The 18,671-nt window shown below is 70.0% G+C and carries 12 protein-coding genes; 7 read left to right on the plus strand and 5 right to left on the minus strand.

Going from position 1 to position 18,671, the window contains the following annotated elements; genetic code table 11:
• Positions 1-2 precede the first annotated feature (2 nt).
• From ACIQU6_RS00120 to ACIQU6_RS00135, 4 genes are read left to right on the plus strand one after another with little or no spacing between them, the layout of a single operon-like run.
• The gene (locus ACIQU6_RS00120; RefSeq protein WP_403479343.1) at positions 3-2,981 is read left to right on the plus strand and encodes a DUF6603 domain-containing protein; all 2,979 of its coding nucleotides are present in this window, start codon (positions 3-5) and stop codon (positions 2,979-2,981) included.
• A 54-nt stretch (positions 2,982-3,035) separates the two neighbouring features.
• Positions 3,036-5,219 carry a hypothetical protein gene (locus tag ACIQU6_RS00125; protein ID WP_403479344.1) on the plus strand — a complete coding sequence of 728 codons (2,184 nt, stop codon included), beginning with the start codon at positions 3,036-3,038 and terminating at the stop codon, positions 5,217-5,219.
• A 42-nt stretch (positions 5,220-5,261) separates the two neighbouring features.
• Entirely contained in the window at positions 5,262-8,705 is a 3,444-nt protein-coding gene (locus tag ACIQU6_RS00130) for a hypothetical protein (RefSeq protein ID WP_403479345.1), read from the plus strand.
• A gap of 30 nt (positions 8,706-8,735) precedes the next feature.
• Entirely contained in the window at positions 8,736-9,851 is a 1,116-nt protein-coding gene (locus ACIQU6_RS00135; RefSeq protein ID WP_403479346.1) for a hypothetical protein, read from the plus strand.
• Positions 9,852-10,604: 753 nt separating this feature from the next.
• Here ACIQU6_RS00135 and ACIQU6_RS00140 read toward each other — a convergent pair.
• The 5 genes from ACIQU6_RS00140 to ACIQU6_RS00160 all read right to left on the minus strand — a co-directional run bounded on the left by ACIQU6_RS00140 (position 10,605) and on the right by ACIQU6_RS00160 (position 15,495).
• Positions 10,605-11,084: an ASCH domain-containing protein gene (locus ACIQU6_RS00140; protein ID WP_403479347.1), complete on the minus strand. Its 480-nt coding sequence runs from the start codon at positions 11,082-11,084 to the stop codon at positions 10,605-10,607.
• A complete protein-coding gene (locus ACIQU6_RS00145) occupies positions 11,081-13,150 on the minus strand; it encodes a GNAT family N-acetyltransferase (protein ID WP_403479348.1) in 2,070 nt (689 codons plus the stop codon). Before ACIQU6_RS00145 ends, ACIQU6_RS00140 begins: the two co-directional genes overlap by 4 nt.
• A gap of 172 nt (positions 13,151-13,322) precedes the next feature.
• The gene (locus ACIQU6_RS00150) at positions 13,323-14,546 is read right to left on the minus strand and encodes a tyrosine-type recombinase/integrase (protein ID WP_403479349.1); all 1,224 of its coding nucleotides are present in this window, start codon (positions 14,544-14,546) and stop codon (positions 13,323-13,325) included.
• Positions 14,546-14,779 (minus strand): helix-turn-helix domain-containing protein, encoded by a 234-nt coding sequence (locus tag ACIQU6_RS00155; protein WP_403479350.1) that lies wholly within the window; start codon positions 14,777-14,779, stop codon positions 14,546-14,548. The genes ACIQU6_RS00150 and ACIQU6_RS00155 overlap by 1 nt, the downstream gene beginning before the upstream one ends.
• 176 nt (positions 14,780-14,955) lie before the next feature.
• Positions 14,956-15,495, minus strand: coding sequence for a helix-turn-helix transcriptional regulator (locus ACIQU6_RS00160; protein ID WP_403479351.1), 540 nt, complete (start codon positions 15,493-15,495; stop codon positions 14,956-14,958).
• A gap of 347 nt (positions 15,496-15,842) precedes the next feature.
• Here ACIQU6_RS00160 and ACIQU6_RS00165 point away from each other — a divergent pair, with 347 nt between their 5' ends.
• From ACIQU6_RS00165 to ACIQU6_RS00175, 3 genes are all read left to right on the plus strand, one after another.
• Entirely contained in the window at positions 15,843-16,778 is a 936-nt protein-coding gene (locus tag ACIQU6_RS00165; RefSeq protein ID WP_403479352.1) for a hypothetical protein, read from the plus strand.
• A gap of 62 nt (positions 16,779-16,840) precedes the next feature.
• Positions 16,841-17,500, plus strand: coding sequence for an ATP-binding protein (locus ACIQU6_RS00170; protein ID WP_403479637.1), 660 nt, complete (start codon positions 16,841-16,843; stop codon positions 17,498-17,500).
• A 91-nt stretch (positions 17,501-17,591) separates the two neighbouring features.
• Complete coding sequence (locus ACIQU6_RS00175) at positions 17,592-18,443, plus strand: DUF2637 domain-containing protein (protein ID WP_403479353.1); 852 nt, start codon at positions 17,592-17,594, stop codon at positions 18,441-18,443.
• The last annotated feature ends 228 nt before the right edge of the window (positions 18,444-18,671 follow it).

Raw genomic sequence — 18,671 nt, forward strand, 5'->3', positions numbered from 1 at the left:
AGATGGCAATCGAGGTAGCGGAACTGCGGCGGCTGCTGGCCGAGGCGGGCGATGCCGGCGGGGAGCGGCTGCTGGAGGTGCCGGAGGAACGGCTGGGGCTGGGCGACGCCTTCCGTCCGCTCTTCCCGGACGGGGTGATGCGGGCCAGAGCCACCCGGATCGACTCGGACGCGCTGTCCTTCTCCGGCACCGTGGAGACCACCTGGGCCGAGCAACCGGCCTCGGTGCAGATGACCTTCTCCCACGACGGCGGGTCCGAGGTCGAGGGGGTAACGGTGGCCGCGGAGCTGCCGGGCGAGGGAGCGCAGGCGCAGGCCCTCGCGGCCGAGCTGGGCCTGCGGGTCGTGGACCTCCCGGGGATGGCCGGCGCGTCCCGGCTGGTGCTTCGGCAGGCGGACGGAACGCTGTCGGTCAGCGGTGAAGGCAAGGGCGGCCGGTGGACGGCGGTGTGCCGCGAGGACACCGGGCGGCTGTGGGTGGGCCGGGGCGCCGACGGATGGCTGGTGGCCGGCGGCGACCGGGCGTTGAGCGGGGAGCAGGTTGCCGCCCTGGCCGCTGCTGCCGGGGAAGACGTACCGACAGCAGCGGGCGGGGTCGGGGAGGGCTGCTGGCTGTTGATGCCGGGGGCAGACGGGGCGGCGGCCGGGCCAGCGGCGCGCGGCTGGGGTGCCGCGGCCGAGGGGCACGGCGTGCTGGGTGACGAGCCGGTGTGGGTGCCCGTGCGCGGCAAGCCGCAGACGCGGGAGCTGGACCTGAAGCGACGCGATGGGCTGGGGCGGCCCATGCCCGTGCGACCGGATGGCTCGGGTACGGACAGAGGAAACGGCATCGCCATGCCCGGCGCCCGCGCGGCGGACGCGTCGTACGCCGTGGCCACGGACGACGGCTTCGTCGTCCTCGCGCCGGGTGCGCTGGCCCGCCACAGCCGAAGGCTTCGCGTGGCGGGTGCGTCGGCGCTGGTGCCGACGAGCCGGTCCTTCATCGACTTCGGGGATCTGGCGGACGGCAAGAGCAAGACGGTCACGTACAACAAGCCGCCGCTGTATGTCTCCGGCGGGCTGGTGGCAAGGGACGCCCAGCCGCCATACGAGCTGGTGGTGGGCGGGGTGCTGGTGGTGGACACGAAGTCCTTCACCGGCAGCGCGGTGGCCGCCGCCTACGTGCCGACCTCCGGGAACCGCACCTCGTTCTTCGCCTTCGGCGCGCTGACGCCCCAGAAGGCCGTCGGGCCGCCCGCCTTCCAAGTGCGTGGTGTGGCCGGTGGCATGGGATGGCGCAGCAAGCTGCGGGAGCCGGGTGTTGAAGAGCTGAGCGACTTCCCGTTCCTCCGGGCACTGGACGATCCGCGAGCGATCGGCGCGAACCCGGACGGCTCGGCCGATCCGCTCGCCGTACTCGACACCCTCACCGGTGGCGACACACCCTGGATCACCCCGGCAGGCTCCGGTGAGGATCCCCTCTGGATCGTGGCCGGCCTGGGATTCACCATCTGCGAGCGACTGGACGGCAGCGCGATGCTGCTCCTCCAGACCGGTGCGGATCTCACCTTCGGCCTGCTGGGCACCGCGGCGATGTGCTTCCCCAAGGAGGCCGGCCGCCGCCGGTACGCAAACGTCGAAGTCGCCCTGCAGGCAGTACTCAAGCCGAACGCGGGCGAGCTGACCCTGGCCGCGCAGCTCACCCCCAACTCCTTCCTCCTGGACCCGAACTGCTCGCTGCGCGGCGGCGTCGCGTTCAAGACCTGGTTCGGGCCGAGCCCCAACAGGGGCGACTTCGTCGTCACCATCGGCGGCTACCACCGCAACTACACGCCGCCCTCGCACTATCCGGCCGTGCCCAGGCTGGGCTTCGACTGGGATCTGTCGGGCAAGGTCACCGTCTCCGGTGAGGCGTACTTCGCGCTCACCCCAGCCGCTGTCATGGCGGGCGGCGCGCTGGAGGTACGGTTCCACTCGGGCGCGCTGCGGGCCTGGCTGGACGCCCGCGTGGACGCCCTGATCCAGTGGAAGCCGTTCTACTTCGATGTCGGCCTGCGGGTTTCGGTCGGCGTGCAGGCCCGCATCAAGGTCTGGTTCGTCAAGATCACGATCACCGTCGAGGTCGGCGTCGACCTACGCCTGTGGGGCCCGCCGACCGGCGGCGAGGCCAAGATCAAGCTGTGGTTCATCTCCTTCACCATCGGATTCGGCCGCGACCGCGACCCGGACGACAAGGCCCTGGACTGGGCCGGTTTCCGCAGCATGCTGCCACCGCCGGAGAGCACCGTACGGATCCTGCCCGGCGCCGGCCTGATCAGCGACGCGCAGCAACCCGATGGGACGCGGAGCCAGGACTCCCGGTGGCAGGTGGCGACCTCGGGGTTCACCTTCTCCACCGACTCCGCCATGCCGGTCAGCGAGCTGTACCTGGCCGAGAGCGGCGGCACCAAGGCCGAAACCGGCTCGAAGGTCAACATCCGTCCGATGCAGCGCACCGACCTGACGAGCGTGCACCGCGTCTGGGTCACCAATGACTCGACTGCCCTGTGCATGAACGCCTGGACGTGGACGGCATCCAAGGCGGCGGTGCCACAGGCGCTGTGGGGCAAGGGCGCGGGCAACGCGCTGCCCGCGCCCGGGGATCAGCTGGTGGACAACCAGCTCACCGGCGTCACGCTCACCTCGCCCGGCCCCTCGAACGGCACGGACACCGGCTACATCGGTGAAGACGCCCTGGCCTTCGACCCGATCGACCCGGACGGTACGCAGCCGCTCGATCCGTCGGCAGGGAAGACCGGTCCGACGCCGACCCGGCCGGGTGGCGTCATCGCCGCCATCGCGACCACGGTGAACGCCTCCGCGCAGAAGACGGCACGCGCCCAGCTCGCCCAGGCCCTGTCCGGCTTCGGCATCGATGTGGGAACCCCGGACACGGACTTCTCGGCCTACGCGCGAGCGGCCGAGACGGCGTTCACCGCCGAGCCGATGCTCATGACGACCTGACGCCCTCGCCGCACTCTCCTCTGACCACCGGCCGACCCCAGGGGTGACCAACCCGTGCCCACCACACTACCCGTCAAGCACCGCACCCGGTTCTTCGACCACCGCATCCCGGGCCTGTACGCAGGCCGCTACACCATCCACACCAGGCAGACCGTCAGCGGCCTGACCATCAGCGACAGCTTCCCGGACCGTACCCAGGGCTTCGACGTACGAGGTCCCCGCTTCGCCATCGCCGCCACCGATGTGCACGCGAGCTACCCCCGTCCCGGCTCCATCGGCTTCTACAGCCAGGTCCTGCCGCACATCACGCTGGAAACGCCGGCCGTGCCCTGGGCGCGTCCGCTCAAGGACCAAGAGCCCGCGGTCCCATGGCTGGCCCTCCTGGTCTTCCGCGAGGGTGAACTACCCGAAGACGAGCTCGCGCTGGGCAAGACCAGGGCGTGCTCGGTCTCCGAACTGCTTGCCGGGGAACTGCCCGGCACCGCCCCGGCGATTCGCCCGGAGCACCTGTTCGAGGATGAGCGCGAGCTGATCTGCGCGACCGTGCTGGTGCCGGGTGATCTGTTCAGCGCCGTCGCTCCCCATCCCGCTGAAATGGGCATGCTGGCGCACATGCGTGAGGGCGGCCCGCCGGATGCCACTCGGGGCGCGACCCCCGAGCCGGACGAGGAGGAGCTGAGGGCGGTCGTCGTCGCCAACCGCTTCCCCGATGTCACGGGCGGACGCCATGTCGCCCACCTGGTGTCGTTCGACGGATTCGAGACCTACCTCGGTGGCAGCGATGTGCCGTCGGCGGGACTGCGCATGGTGTCCCTCTGGTCATGGGTCTTCGAGTCCGAGCCCGACTCGGGGATCGGCTTCGGCGATCTTGCGCAGAACCTGGCCGCACAGCCCGAGCCGCTGCTGCGCTTGCCCGTATCCGATCCGCCGTCGAGCCCGTCCGACGCGCAGAAGGCGGCCCTGGACCGGCTCACCATCGGCGCGACCGCGCTGCCGCAGCGCCTGGAGTCCGGCGAGCGCAGCTTCGGCTTCTATCGCGGCCCGCTGACCGCCGCGCCCGCCCGCGACCTGCCGTCACCGTCGCACGACGAACGGCTGGAGTCGGCGGGCGAGGCGCTCGCGTACGTCCAGCCGTACGGGGTGTTCGACGCCTCGTACGCCGCCGCGTTCAGCCTGGGCCGCACCCTCGCGCTGTCCGATGCGGAGTTCCGTAGCGCGCTGCTGGCGTACCGGAAGGCCGCCCGGGGCGCGGTACGGCGCCTGCTCACACATCCCGACCTGGCGGGGCGGTCCGTCACGGCCGCCACGGCCGGGCTGCTGGGGCGCAACCTGTCGCGGGACGCCTTCGACCGGCTCCTCGGTTCCGACGGCAGCCGCGGCGGAACCTCTCGCCTGGCCTCCGCTCTGGCCGGTGCGGGCGCGGACGTCGTGGCGGGCCACACCCGTGCCCCGGCGGCGCACAGTCGCAGGGTCGGCCTCACCACTGCGGGGGTACGGACGGCACTGGCCGACGCCCAGGTGGCGAACGTGCTGCGGCAGGCCACGGCGACGGAGCTGAAGCCGGTCGAGACATGGCTGGCCCGGCTGCCCCTGCTGGAGATGATGCCGCTCGAACACCTGGTGCCCGACCCGCGCATGCTCCCCGAGGAGTCACTGCGGTTCTTCTACGTCGATCCGGCCTGGGTGCGGGCCGCCGTCGACGGCGCGCTGAGCATCGGCGTCGGCCACACCATGGACGCCGACCTCAACGCCCTGGCGCGACAGGTGCCCGCCCCGCCGGCCTGTGGCGTCCTGCTGCGCTCCGGCATCGTCGCCAACTGGCCCAAGACCGTCTACACCGGCTTCCGCGGCAACAGCCCCGTCGAGGAAGCCCATCGGGCCCACTACGGCACCAACGTCCTGATGCTGCTGTACCCGCAGGTGATCGACACCTTCGCCATGGCCGAACCGCCGCAGGGCCTGCACTTTGGCTTCGGCGACCTCGGCACCATCGAGCTGCGGAAGATCAGCGGCCCCGACATCGGCATGCCCATGGGCGAGTTCCCGGAGGATCCGGGCGACGACCGGTTCGGGCGGTTCCTGCGCCCCGGGGGCCACGACGTGCTCAACGTCGCGGGCTCCGGCGACCCGCTCGTCCCGGCGCTGGCCGAGGCACATGGCGTAGCGGACCTGACATCCGCCCAGTTCACCCTCCAGATGGTCAAGGCCCCGCAGCTGCAGACCTTCGCCCGGCCCTGACCCGGCGACCATCCCGTCATCCCGTACGGAAAGGACCGCGCGATGCCCACGCGCAGCAGCAACGACCACCTGGTGGTGCCGGTCGAGGTCGCCGCCCTCGCGGTGAACGCAAGCATGCAGAACCCGCACGGCGCCTTCGTATGGCACCGCTGGATCGCCAACTTCTTCCACACCCAGGACAACGGCGCGCCTGCCGAGCCCTCGCCGTTCTCCATCGACGCCGACTGGCCGAGCCAGCAGGAGAACTGCGGCGTGTACCTCCAGTGGCAGCTGCCGGAGGGTCTGACCAAGGGGCGGCACGACAACGAGACCGGCGACGACGAATTCCCGCTCGTCCCCAACCGGTGGCTGGTCGTCCGCTACCAGGCGGAATCCCGCAAGGTCCGCGCCTGGATGGTCGAGAGCGACCACATCGGCCTGGACACCGGCGCCGTCTCCGCGGTCGATCCGGAGGCGGAAGAGATCATCGCCACCAAGATGGGCCGCCGCCATGAGCTGAGCGCCGGCACGCCCTGGCGCGAGCCCTCCGATGCCCGTTCCCCGTTCCTGACCGCACTGGGCCCGGGCCTGCTGACGTTCTCCGTCTTCCAGCCGTACAACACCGACGTCTTCTCCCTGCACGACGACCTGGCCGACGTCGCGGGCGACGAGACGCTGGACTACTACGTCGCCGGCTTCTATTCCACGCCCGGCAGCGACATCCTGGCCAGGGGCGGTGAGCTGCGGGATCTGCTGGACGAGCTGGAGTGGGTCGCGCCCATGGCCGGGAGCAATACGAAGAGGTCGCTGTACACCGGCAGCGCGCTGGGCGTGGACTGGCGGCCGGACGGCCCGGTCCCCGACTCCGACATTCCGTCCGCCGACAGCGTCGCGGTGTCCGTCGGCAACAACACCGCGGAGGCGGCGACCGCCCTCCCCGAGGCCGCCGCCGGTCCCGGCGCCCTGTCGGCCGACGAAGCACGGCTCGTACGGGCCTTCGCGCTGGGCACCCTGGACCAGCTCGACCGTGCCGACGGCGACGAGCTGACCGATGCCGCCGCCCACCACGCCGGCTTCGGGCCCGTACCCGGCGGCCACATTTGGCGCGTCGTCGAGCGCGGGGAGGAGGGGGCGGGGGCGGCGGCCGGTCGGAGCGCCGCCGAACGCGCCCGCCTGCGGGCGGCCGAAGCGGAGATCGTGGCCGAGCTCAACCGCGCCCAGGCCGAACACGACGCGGTTGAACGCGACTTGATCGCCGCGCAGGAGCGGCTGTACGTACTGTGGGCGCTGTCCAGGGCAGACCGGCGGCCCAGCGAGTTCGAAGAGCGCATCGACGATGAACTCGACCCCGTCAAGTCCGGTGCCGCCGGCAGGGTCGGCGCGCTCCTCGACAACGTGGCCACCAAGCGGGCGGCCATCCCGTGGGGCAGCACCCCGGAGGAGCTGGAAGCCGCCGCAGCCCAGTACGCGGCGGACCACCACCTGCCCGCCGACCGCGTACTGCAGCGCGTCCCCAAGGAGCCGTTCCAGGACGCGGCCGACCCCGTGGTGCTGCTGCAGGGCGGTCATGTGCACGCGCCGCTCACCCGGGACACGCTGCTGCCCTGCCGCACCGAGGACCGGCTGATCACCGCCGTGGGCTCGATCACCGCCGCCTCCGTGCAGCAGGACCTCGACAAGGTCAACATCTCGAACCTGCCCGACCCCGTCCGCGATCTGCTCACCGAGTTCTTCATCCTCGCCCGCGCCCGCCACGCCGGCACCGGCCACGACAACGTCAGCGGCACCCTTCCCGAGCACGGCACCGATGCCTGGCGTCAGCCCTGGCAGCCGCTGTTCCTGACCTGGGACGTCGAGTACTGGCCGCTGCCGTACGCCGAGGCCGACGGCACCCGGCACTGGACGTTCGACGGACACCAGTACCGCTGGGACGGGACCGGCGACCGTCCCGAGTCCGTCGTCATCACCGGCCGCATCCCCCTGATGCCCTCCGCCGGCCACAACCTCGAAGGCGAAATCGACGCCTACGCCAACGGCCGCACCGACCTGCCCGACCTGCGGGGCCTCCGCGAAGAACTCAGCGACCTGGACATGCTCTCCCAGCGCCTGGACGGGCTGGCCGCGCACCTCAACCAGCGCGACCCCCGCGCCGGCGCCCGCCCCACCGGCACGCTGAGCAAACTCGTCGAGCACGCGGACGATCACGCGCCCGTCCCCGGCAGCGTCCCCTCCCGGCCCGGCCGTCCGCCCGAGTCCACACCGTTCTACGAGGTACGCACCGGTCAGCTCGCGTTCCGCCAGCTGTCGCTCGTCGACCGCTTCGGGCGAACCGTCAACCTGATCGGCGACCACCGACGCTGGCCCTACGTCCGGCCCGAGTCCATGATCCCGCTCAACCCGGTCGACTCCTCCGACCCCGAAAAGCGGTTCTGCGAGCTGTCCCCCCGCCTCTTCCAGCCCGCCCGGCTGGCCTTCGACTTCCTGCACGCCACCGCCGATCAGCCCATCGACTTCTCCCCCGGCACCAACCCGGTCTGCGCCTGGCTGCTCCACAACCGCCTCGACCGCACGCTGGCCTGCTACGACCCCGACGGCCACGCCCTGGGCGAGCTGCGCACCGTGCTCAAGCCCGACAACAGCCGCTCCGTGGAGTGGCTGTCCCTGCCCGGCTCATCCGTGGCCACCCTCGCGCAGCTGGAGGCCGTCAGCCCGCATGCATTCCGCTACCTCAAGGCGGTGGCCGACCGCGGCCCGGAAACCTTCGACGCGCTGCGCGCCACCATCGACGAGGCCCTGACCACAGTCGACCCGGAGGGACCGGACGACGTCAGCCTCGGCTTCCTGCTCGGCCGCCCCCTGGCTCTCCTCCGGGCCCGCCTCGATCTGCAACTGTGCGGCCCGGCCCGTACCTCGGTCGGCTGGAACGAGGTCCTCGACCCCGACGACCACCAGCCCGCCATGCCCGACTGGAACTGGATCGTGAAGCTGGGCCAGCCGCTCGCCACCGACGACGGCCTGATCGGCTACGTCCTGAACGACGACTACGCCCACTTCGACACCATCACGAAGCCCGCCTCCGGCGCCGGGGACTACCTGCGCCACATCGACAACGGTGAACGCCTCCAACTGGCCTTCGCCGGCACCAGCACCGCCACGGTGACCCTGCTCGCCGACCCGCGCGCCGCGGTCCACGCCAGCAGCGACGTCCTGCCCGTCGCTACCGTGCACGTCCCTCCGGCGTTCACTGAGGCGGCGCTCGCCCGCATGGCCGTCTGCTTCCGCACCGGCCCGGTACTGGCGGCGAGCACCGCCGACCCCGTCACCACAGTGCTGCCACGCCCGGCGACCGCCACCGGCACCTGGACCTGGGCCGAACCCGCCACCACCGACGGCACCTGGCACCACCTGCCCATCACCGCCCCCGACCCCGCCGACCTGCCCCTCGGCGACCCCGAACTCCGCAGCGGCTTCCTCGTCCTGAACGACGCCACCGACGCCACCCGCTGACCCCGTCCCCGGAAGGACCGACAGCCAGCCATGAGCACCGTCACGCAGATCCGCGCCCGCCAAAACGGATCCGAGGCCGACACCGCCAGTCTCGGCGGTGAGATCGAATGGAGCCTCACCACCATCCCCGACCCCATCACCGTCAGCCCCGCCAGCGGCGACGTCGAACTCGCCGACATCATCCTCGTAGGCAGCCGCGCCATCCCCAGCCCAATCGAGGTCAACCAGATCGACGTCGACATCGACGCCGGCAACGAAGCCTGGCACCTCGCCCTCGACCTCAACGGCATCCAGCCCAATAACAATCTGGACTGGACCCACACGGTCAGCGGAAACCGCATCACCTTCAAGCCCACATCCGGCCACGCCGTCATCGACAACGAGCACGGCATCACCATCCAGATCAAGAAACTCCGCATCAGCCGCAAGGTCGGCACCGGCGCGGTCATCCCCGTCACCAAGTGGCGCCGCCCCGGCGAAACCAACTGGAAGACGGACGACACCGCCATCGCCGTCGGGAAATTCCCCCAGGGCTTCTACCTGCGCAACTTCAAGGCCGACCCGATGTACATCGACAACGGTCAGTGCGTCACCCTCACCTGGGAACGATCCCCCGGCTCCACCCAGGACCTCCTCTACGACAACACGGTCATCCCCGTCACCGACTACACCGAATTCGACATTAAGAAGGGGGAGATCACCCGGAACACCATGTTCTACCTCCGCAGCCGCGCCCAGCAGGGCACGGACTACGCCGAGCGGACTCTCAGTGCCTATGTGACCGTCAACAAGCCCGACCTCGAAGTCGGCCATTTGGCAGTGCACGGCGCTGTGTCGGCGCTGTCCGTCCCAGGTGGCCAGGGCTTCACCATCGGGCTGGAGAGTAAGCGCGCCGTTGCCCCGACAGACGGTTTCCTGGTCGTCCGGCTGATGGACGGACAGGGAAGCGCGCTCATTAAGGGCAAGTACGGTACGTCTCAGGCTATTTTCATGAGGGTCGAGCCCGAGCACATGGATGTATGTCGCCCCATCAAGAAAGGCATGGAACTCGAGTTCTCCTACTGGCAGAACGAAAGCAAGTTCAGCTATGCCGATGGCGAGTGGCATCCCCTCGGCAGCGGAGAACTGGAATGGAAGGAGTCGTAACCTTCCCCATGGAGGGCAGGCGAAGCCGGACAGCCCTGACCTTGGGCCAGGCCATCGCCGTCGTGAATACGTCCCCCGGATGCCCCTCCTCCCTTCTCCCACAGGTAGCCGGAGCCTTGGGGCTGAGCTGGCCGATCAGGGCCGCTCGGGCTGGGCGGACCTAGCGGCGCGCCGATGTTCCCCTTCGCAGCCCGGCTCCGGCCCGCCGTGGCCCATGGCCGCGAAGGGCGGAGACGGAACAAGCATCGGACAGAAATCCCGGGGCCCAACCCGGCGCCGTGCCCCAACCGTGCCCTCCAGACAGGTCAACCAGGGTCAACAAGGGACTGCCAGTCCCTCTCGACGACCGCCATTCACCCGGCGTTTTACCTGGTCAGACAGCCCGTACATACCCTGAGCGCTCCTGATTCCCAAGCTCAGAGCGCGGGTTCGATTCCCGTCACCCGCTCCAGAGTTAAGGCCCAGGTCAGCGACCTGGGCCTTGTTCGTTGTCTGGACCACTTTGGGGCGGCGTGCCATTCGCGTGCCATAAGTCGCCGAATAACGCACCGAGTTGGGGCCCGCAAGCCCCTCCCGGTCATACTGATCGGCCGTCATCTCGAATCGCGAGACGCAATTTTTGTGGTGTGCGCCACGGGCCATTGAGTCGCCCGTAGCGGTGCACCCGCAAACCACATCGACATCGCCACGCTTGGCCGACGACGAAGGCCGGGCCGCCCCCTGCCGGCCCGGCCACTGACTGCAAGCCCCGACCTATGCCGGGACGGGCTCTCCCAAGATTCCGCGCAGGACCGCGCCCGCAGCCGGCGATGCTTCGGCTACCTGCCTCAAGGCTTCGCCAGTGAGGTATCGGTAGCTCTGCGGCGGGTGGAAGGTCCCAGCGGCCCGCAGGGCGCTGAGCGACACCGGCTCCTCGAAGGGCTGAGGTGCCTCAAGGGTGAGCCCACTGGCCTGAGTAGCGCCACTCATATACGCGTCGAACTCCCTTCGACTGATGCCGGTTTGGGCCCGATGGGCACGCCACACCTGTCGAGGAGAGCCGACGCTGACCGCCGCGATGCGCGCAAGCCCCACCAAGGCCATGGTGGGGGCAGTGGCGTAGAGGACGACAGTGGTGCCGGGTGGCGCGGCAACGCGCTGCCGGCGCACCTCGACCGTCTTACTGCCCGCCAAGATCGCGGTGGCGAAGCGAGGGTGTACGGACAGCAGCATCGGGCGTTCCAGATCGTTCACGTCCTTCGGTGTCCCTCTTCGTAGACCGCCTGGAACAGCTTGTTGCTGATCTTCGACAGCGACATCAGCGAAAACTGTAGTCCCAGGCTTTTGGCCAGTGACTTCAATCGCCGCAGTGACACCGGCCTTGGAAAGATCTCGGTGTCCGAAAACCTCAAGGCCATCGCCCGGCCCGAACCATCCTCGCGAGCGATAGCGCGTACCTGCTCCCGACCATATACGCCCAGGTGTTCGAATTTCGAGTGCAGCGCATCCGGCTCGTCGATCACCACCTCGTCCAACCGCGAGCAGCCGACGACCATTTGGCCCTCCTCATGGGGTGAGCCCTTGCTGACGTACCAGAGCAGTCGCGCCGGGACGCTCTCTCCACGGTGCCCGGAAGAACGGTAGTAGACGTGTTCCCTGCTGATCCCTAACTCGTTGGGGCGCGGCAGCAGGGTCGCCGGCACGTTGAACAGCTCTGCGGACCAACGGGGTTCGATCGGCACCATGAAGGACGGCATGAGCGAATCCATGATCTTCGCCGGCCACCAGGCACGTTCGACCACGCCCGCCGCCTCAGCCGGCAGATCGGCCTGAAGCGCAGCAGCCCCCTCTCGCCCCAGTTCACGGGCAGCATCGCTGGCAGCGGCCTCCGCGTCCTGGGCATTACCGCAGACCTCGATCAACAAGGCGGCCAGGCCGCCGTCATGCGAGAAGAAGCCATCGTCGCCCGCAGCGGCCTTGGCTGCGGATGACGGGAACGGGTCGGTGATGCGCACGACTTGAGCGCCGCAGTCCCTCCCGAGCCGCTTCAGCGAGAACAGCAGATGCCGTGCGAGCGTCTCTTCCAAAGAGTGCGCCGCGGTGCGCAGGACGGGCACGGTCAACGTCCGCCCGTCCATCGCCCACACGTAGAGAGCCACCGGACGCCCCTGGCCGTCGCGCAGCAACTCGCGGTGCCATACGGCCTCGTCGCCGGCCAGGGCCTCAAGCCGCTGGGCGAACGCCGAGCCGTTGTCCTCCCCTGACTGATCGAAGAACGCTACGAGTTCGGCCTCCGCCCCCGGGGCGACCTCGCCGGAGCGGAATTCAGTGCCCATGAGATCGGCAGGCCGGTACATCTGGGCCTGCCTCAGCTCGTCCACGTGCAGCGTCACTACCGACGGTGTCACCACCTTGACTCCAGCTACATCCCAAGCAGCATCGGTCAGTTGCAGCAACACCGGATCCCGGGTCACGAGCAACTGCAGGCCGGCGCACGAGGTCTCGGCCACATATTGCAAGCCGCGCAGCAGCCCCGGATCCCTCGGGCCGTCGGCTGCTACGGCCGGGAGGACCGTCTGCATCAGCTCGCGGATCCGTGCTCCCACCGCCTCGGCGTCCGGGGTGAGTTGGCGCAAGCCCTGCGCAGCAGTCCGCTGGTGCTTGCGTTCGGCGGTGTCGGCGATATCCCGGATCTCGTACAGCAGTTGCGGCGTGGCAGCGACTTCGACGAGGTCGGCCAGCCAGCCGGCTTCAAGTGCCTGCGCCTCCGCCGCTTCGCCTGTAGGCGCCCGGCCGCGCAGATCGGCGAACACGCCGTGGTCCACGGCCACGACCAACAACGCTTCGCTCTCCATGCCCGCGAACAGGTCCAGGTGGCCATGGTCCAGCCACCAACCGTCCAAGGTCTCCCCGTCTCGTCCACGGCCACGCACTTCCCCGCGCGGAACGAAGCCCAGGCTCGTCCACATATCGCTGAGCCCGTAGTCACGACGGCACTTCGCCTTGATTCCCAACCGATCCTGATGCCGGCGCCGGATCCCCTCCACCAGCAGCCGCGCCGCGCCCTTCCCGCGGTGTTCCTGGGCCACGCACAGGTGCGCGAGCCGCACGTGCGGGCTCCGCTTCGGAAGGCCGAACAACGCGTACCCGATCACCTCACCGCTGTCGACTGCGACGAGCAGACCACCGTCGCTCGCGTGCTTGCGGTACGCGGGCGGCGTGAGCAACCCCAACGTCTTGGTGTAGCGATCGCCCAGGGCCACGGCCGCGTCGACTAACTCGGCTTGAGTCTCCGTCACCGGCACGATCTTGATCGCCATGTATCCCCCTCCGGATGAACTTGCCACTGGCCAGCTCGCCTTTGGTTTCAGTACATACAGGGAAAGTCCTCTTGGCCCAAGACCGCCTCGATCAAGACGGACGCATGAGCGGGTACGACAAGAGCCGGGCCGACATCTCGTCGGCCCGGCTCCGCCCACTGGTCGTGCCGCTCTACCGCCCGGCTGCGTCGGCGGCCTCGCCTGGCACTTCGGCACCGCCCCGGGCGACCAAGCGGTGGACCGTGGCCAACTCCCCAGTGTGCTCACCGCACTCGGTCGCTTCCTGACACTGACGGCGTACGTCGGCGTCGATGGCGGAGGCGATCCTGCGCTGGTGCCTCTTCTGGGAGTGCTGGTAGATCAGCTGGGCCCGGGCGCTGGAGTGGCCGGCGCGGACCATGAGGTCCTTCAGCTTGGCGCCGGTGTCGGCGGCCAGGGTGTTGCCGGTGCCCCGCAGGTCGTAGAAGCGGAAGTCCTCGGGCAGGCCGACCTTCTTCCTAGCCTTGCGGTACTTGCATCCGAAGGTGGACCGGCGGAAGGGTGCGCCGCGCTCGCCGACGAAGACCAGACCGTCCGGGCCCGGCTCGGCGAACCACTCCAGGTGCTGGCGGAGGTCGGTGAGCACGAACGTGGGCAGCACGATCTCCCGTGTGCCGGCACGGGACTTGGGGTCGCCGAGAGCCCGTTTGCCGGTGGTCAGCTCCGGGGCGGCGCGCTTGACCCAGATCGTCCCCTCGTCCAGGTCGACGTCCTTGCGCCGCAGCTCCGCGAGTTCCTCCGGGCGCATCGAGGCGAACGCGCCGAGGAGGACCATCAGCCGCCAGCGCAGGCCGATGGTGTCGGCGAGGGCGAAGACCTGCTCGACGGTGGCGATCGGGCGCTCGTCTGCCTCCTCCTTGCCCGCACCCTTGATGCGACACGGGTTGCGGCGGATCAACTCGTCGTCGACCGCGGTCTCCATGATCGCCTTGAGAAGGCGGTAGGACTTGGCGACCGTGGTCGCGCCCGTCGCCGTCAGGCGCTCGGCCCGCCAGGTCCGCACCCTCGACGGGCCGATCTCGTTGACGGCCAGGGACCCGAGGGTGGGCTCCAGGTGGAGGCGCAGGAGCCTGCGGTACAGCTCGTCCGTGGTGGCGGCGAGCCCGCGCTCGTCGATCCACTTCGTGGCGTACTCAAGGAAGTTGACCTCGCCGGCGTGCGGGTCGATCCAGTCGCCGCGCGTCTGGTCAGCCTCGGTCTGGCTGAGCCAGATCTCCGCGTCCGTCTTGGTCTCGAAGGTCTCCGGCGCCGCGCGCAGGTCTCCGTTCGCATCGGGATAGCGGGCTTGCCAGCGTCCCGAGGGGAGTTGGCGCACGGATCCGTAACGCCGCCGCTGCGGCTTGCGCTTGCGAGCCATCAGGCCCCCAGCCGGTAGCCGGAGCGGAAGCGGGAGAGGGGCTGACGCACCGGCTCTACGGTGCGGGCCGCGACGTACGCGTCGAGCGCGCTCCGCGGGATGCGGACGTGGCGTCCGACCTTGACGTAGCGGATGCGTCGCTCGGCGACCAGCCGGCGGGGGAAGCGCTCGCTGGTGCCGAGGAGTTCGGCGACCTCGGGCACGCTCAGCAGGGGGTCTGCGTGGTTGTTCACCTCCCCCGTCGCGCGCGAGGGCGAAGGCGGGGCAGGGGGTATTGCGGGGTGGCGCAAGGGTGATCCTCGTCTGGCGGGCGCGGGGCGGCAACCCCGGCCTGGCCGGTGATCGTGGGATGGGCGGTGGTGGGAAAGTTCCGGGCGGGCGGTGGTCGCAGTGCCCGGGGGCCGGGGGGTCAGCTGTCGGAGCCGGTGCCGGTATCGGTGTCGTCCGGCTCCGGTTCCGCCGGTGATGCCTGCTGCATGAGGCCGGGGGGCTGTATGGAGGCCATGAGGTCCTCGGCGATGGCGTTCGAGACGAGGACGTCGGCCTCTTCCCGAAGGTCGGGGTGCTCCGCGAGGTAGGCGTCGAGTGCGTCGCGTGCCTCGGCGGCAGCGCGGTTGGCCAGGTGCATCTCGCGGTAGCGAAGGCGGATGTCCTCGATGAGTTCCATCGCGCGGGCGTGGGCGGCCAGTCTCGGCGGGCCGACGAGGTTTTCGAGGGAGATGCCGAAGAGCTCGGCGAAGCCGATGGCCTCGTCGAGGTTGACCCGCCGCTTGCGGTTCTCGATGCGCCACACGGCGGACGGGTTGATCTCGTAGCCCGCTTCGTTCAGCCGGTCCGAGACCGCGTTGGTGCTCCAGCCGCGGGCCTCCCGCTCCAACTTGATCCGTACGCCGACGTTCTCCTCGCCTCGGAGCACCAGAGGTTCTCCGGACGCCTCGTGGTCTTCCACAGCCAACCCTCCTTCGTGACGTAACAAGGCGCTGCGATTTGCAGCACCCCAAAAGAGTAGCATCGCTTCTGCGTGATGCAGAACTCTTCTGCGATCGGCAACGTGGCTGGTACGATAGATGCCCTGAGCCCGCTTCGGGCCCAGGAACGCGAAAAGCCCCGGTGCGCTAACACCGGGGCCGAAGCGAAGTCCCCACCACCGCCCATCCCTGAACGATCTACCGGTCAGGCCGAGGTTGCCGCCTCGATGGCCTGCCGTGTGAGGAGCTCTATGCCCCAGAGTACGTGCCGGCGTACCTTCCCTGCACCCCTGTCGTGCCGCCCGTCGGCGAAGGCGGGGCGATAGGCATGGCGCGCATACGCACCATCAAGCCCGAAGCCTTCGCCTCCGAGTCCCTCGCCCACGTCTCCGTCACCGCCGAGCGGACCTTCTTCGGCCTGCTCACCCAGGCCGACGACCACGGCCGGTTCCGCGACCAGGCCGCCGTCATCGCCGGACTGCTGTGGTCCCTGCGACCCGAGCACGGCCCCATGGGCGTCGAGGACGACCTCACCCAACTCGCCGGCGCGGACCTGATCTGCCGCTACGAGGGCGCCGACGGCAAGCGGTACCTGCACATCGTCACCTGGAGCCGCCACCAGAAGATCAACCGGCCCAGCGGCGTCCGCACCCCTGCCTGCCCCCACCACGACGGGGCACCGCGCAGCGAGCGCCATGAACGCAGTGAGCCCTCACGGCCGGTGCAGGGAGCCCTCACGGCCTCCTCCGTGACGCCTCACGGAGCCCTCGCCGACGGCTCCCGCAAAATGCGTGAGTCCTCCGTGACGTGCGAAGAATCCGCAGGTCAGGAGGGATTCAGTGAGCCCTCGGTGAGGGGGCAGGGAGGACTCACCGCGCCCTCCGTGAGCCCTCACGGTCCGGATCTAGGACCTAGGATCCTGGATCTAGGATCAGTACCTGTGGGGGCCGCAAGCGGCCCCGCGCCGGACACCGTCTCGGCCAAGCAGCTGATCGGCGAATTCGTCGCCGCGTGCGCCCACCGTCCGCCCGAGAAGGTCCTCGGTCGTCTCGGACGCGAGGTCAACCAACTCCTCGGCGAGGGCATCGCCCCCGACCACGTCCGCGCCGGACTGGAGCGCCTGCGCGCCAAGGGCCTGAGCCCCAGCGTGCTGCCCAGCCTCGTCAACGAGGCCATGAACGCCAACCAACCCATCTCCCGCACCGTGCACCGGCCTTGGACCAACCCCACCGACGTCGAGGCCGCTTACGGGGGTGAGCTGTGACCGCCACCGCCACCGCCACCGCCCCAGTCACGGCCACTCGTGAGCCGGAGCGCGCCGGTGCCGTGGCCACCCGGCTCCGCGCGATCCTCGCCGACCGGGGCATCGACCCCGACGCGGCCACGGCCCAGGAGCCGGCTGCCGAGCCGGTGACCGCGCTGGAGCTGGCCGACGCCCGTATCCCAGCCCGCTACCGGCGTGCCCTGGCCGACCACCCCGAAGTCACCGCCTGGGTCGAGGAGATCACCCGCGCTGGCCGCAAGGGGCCCGGCGGAGCCCCCGGCATCGCGGAGGGCCCGTCGCTGCTGATCGCCGGTCCCACCGGCACCGGCAAGACCCACCAGGCATACGGCGCGGTGCGCTCCCTGCTGGCCGCCGGCGTCCGGCTGCGCTGGGAAGCCACCACCGCAGCCGACCTCTACGCCAGCCTGCGCCCGCGCCAAGGCCACGACCCCGAACGCGCCCTGTGGGCCCTGGGCCGCTGCCCCCTACTCATCCTCGACGACCTCGGCGCGGCCAAGACCTCGGAGTGGACAGAGGAGTTGACGTACCGGCTGGTCAACCGCCGCTACAACGAGATGCTCCCGACCCTGGTCACCACCAACCTGCCGATCCACGAGCTCCGCAACGTCGTCGGTGACCGCGTCGCCTCCCGCCTCGCCCAGATGACCACCCGCGTCATCCTCGGCGGCACCGACCGCCGAAGGCAGCCCACCGCCGATTAACAGGCCCCTGCGCCCTGCCTCCTCGCCCCACATTTCCACCCCGCCAGCACCAGGCCCGTCCACCGGTGCGGCGGCCTCTCCGGAGACCCACATGCCCCACCTCGCCCTACCCGCCCCTACCCCAAATCCCATACCGCGGGCTGCTGATGAGCGCCGCGCCACCGCCTGGGACCGCGCCGCCATCACCGCCCTCGGCGCCGCAGGATGCGCCCTCTCCTACGACGCCCTGCAGCAGATGGCCACCGCCATCCACGTCCGCGGACTGCTGACCTACCTCTTCCCCCTCGTCATCGACGGGTTCATCGCCTACGGCGTCCGCGCCCTGATCATCCTGCGCACCGCCCCCTTCCGCTCACGGCTCTACGTCTGGGCCCTCTTCGGCACCGCCACCACCGCCAGCATCTGGGCCAACGCCCTCCACGCCGTACGCCTCAACCAACAAGCCACGGAGGCGGGTTTGCGCCTCGGCGACCTCACGGTCGGAGTGCTCTCCACCCTCGCCCCACTCGCCCTGGCCGGCGCCGTACACCTCCACATCCTCATCGCCCGCCACACACCGGCCCCGGCAGCCCCGTTTCCTTCCCGCACGGAAGTGATGCCGCCGCACCCCGGCGACCGCACGGAAGTCAGCCGCCCCCACCCGGAACCCACGGAAGTCCCAGAACTCCCGGAACCTCAGGCCGAGACCGGCGCCCCAGAGCAGGCTCCGCAACCCGACGCCACGGACGGCCCCCGCTACGGGCGCCCACCGGGCGCCGAAATGAACGTGCTGCTCGACATCGCACGCAAGGCGATCGACACCCACGGAAAGTGCTCCCGCACGGTGGTCCGCGACGCCATCCACGAAGCCAAACTGCCCATCGGCGAAAGCCGGCTCACCGAACTCATGAAGCTCCTCCGGTCCGAGACCGACCGCCCCACGGACCAAGGCCACACCACCTGACCGGATATCCGGTCACCCCGACCGACCGCCCAACCGGCCCACAGCCCACCGCCCAGGGACCAGGGCCAGCCCGCGTCCGCGCGCGCCGCCTACAGCCGTGGTCCCTCCCTGGGGTGCCCACCAGCGGCCCCAGCCTCTCCCCCGCCGCATCTCGCCCGACGGAGAACCACCCCGCATGCATACCCCGAACTACGAACCCCCCACGCCTCAGGAGCAGATGACCACCAC

Source organism: Streptomyces sp. NPDC090442 (assembly GCF_044769405.1).
Taxonomy (GTDB): domain Bacteria; phylum Actinomycetota; class Actinomycetes; order Streptomycetales; family Streptomycetaceae; genus Streptomyces.

Coding starts and splice junctions, on each gene's coding strand:
- ACIQU6_RS00120 (WP_403479343.1), top strand. CDS start 3: ATGGCAATCGAGGTAGCGGAACTGCGGCGGCTGCTGGCCGAGGCGGGC.
- ACIQU6_RS00130 (WP_403479345.1), top strand. CDS start 5,262: ATGCCCACGCGCAGCAGCAACGACCACCTGGTGGTGCCGGTCGAGGTC.
- ACIQU6_RS00135 (WP_403479346.1), top strand. CDS start 8,736: ATGAGCACCGTCACGCAGATCCGCGCCCGCCAAAACGGATCCGAGGCC.
- ACIQU6_RS00145 (WP_403479348.1), bottom strand. CDS start 13,150: ATGGCGATCAAGATCGTGCCGGTGACGGAGACTCAAGCCGAGTTAGTC.
- ACIQU6_RS00150 (WP_403479349.1), bottom strand. CDS start 14,546: ATGGCTCGCAAGCGCAAGCCGCAGCGGCGGCGTTACGGATCCGTGCGC.
- ACIQU6_RS00165 (WP_403479352.1), top strand. CDS start 15,843: ATGGCGCGCATACGCACCATCAAGCCCGAAGCCTTCGCCTCCGAGTCC.
- ACIQU6_RS00175 (WP_403479353.1), top strand. CDS start 17,592: ATGCCCCACCTCGCCCTACCCGCCCCTACCCCAAATCCCATACCGCGG.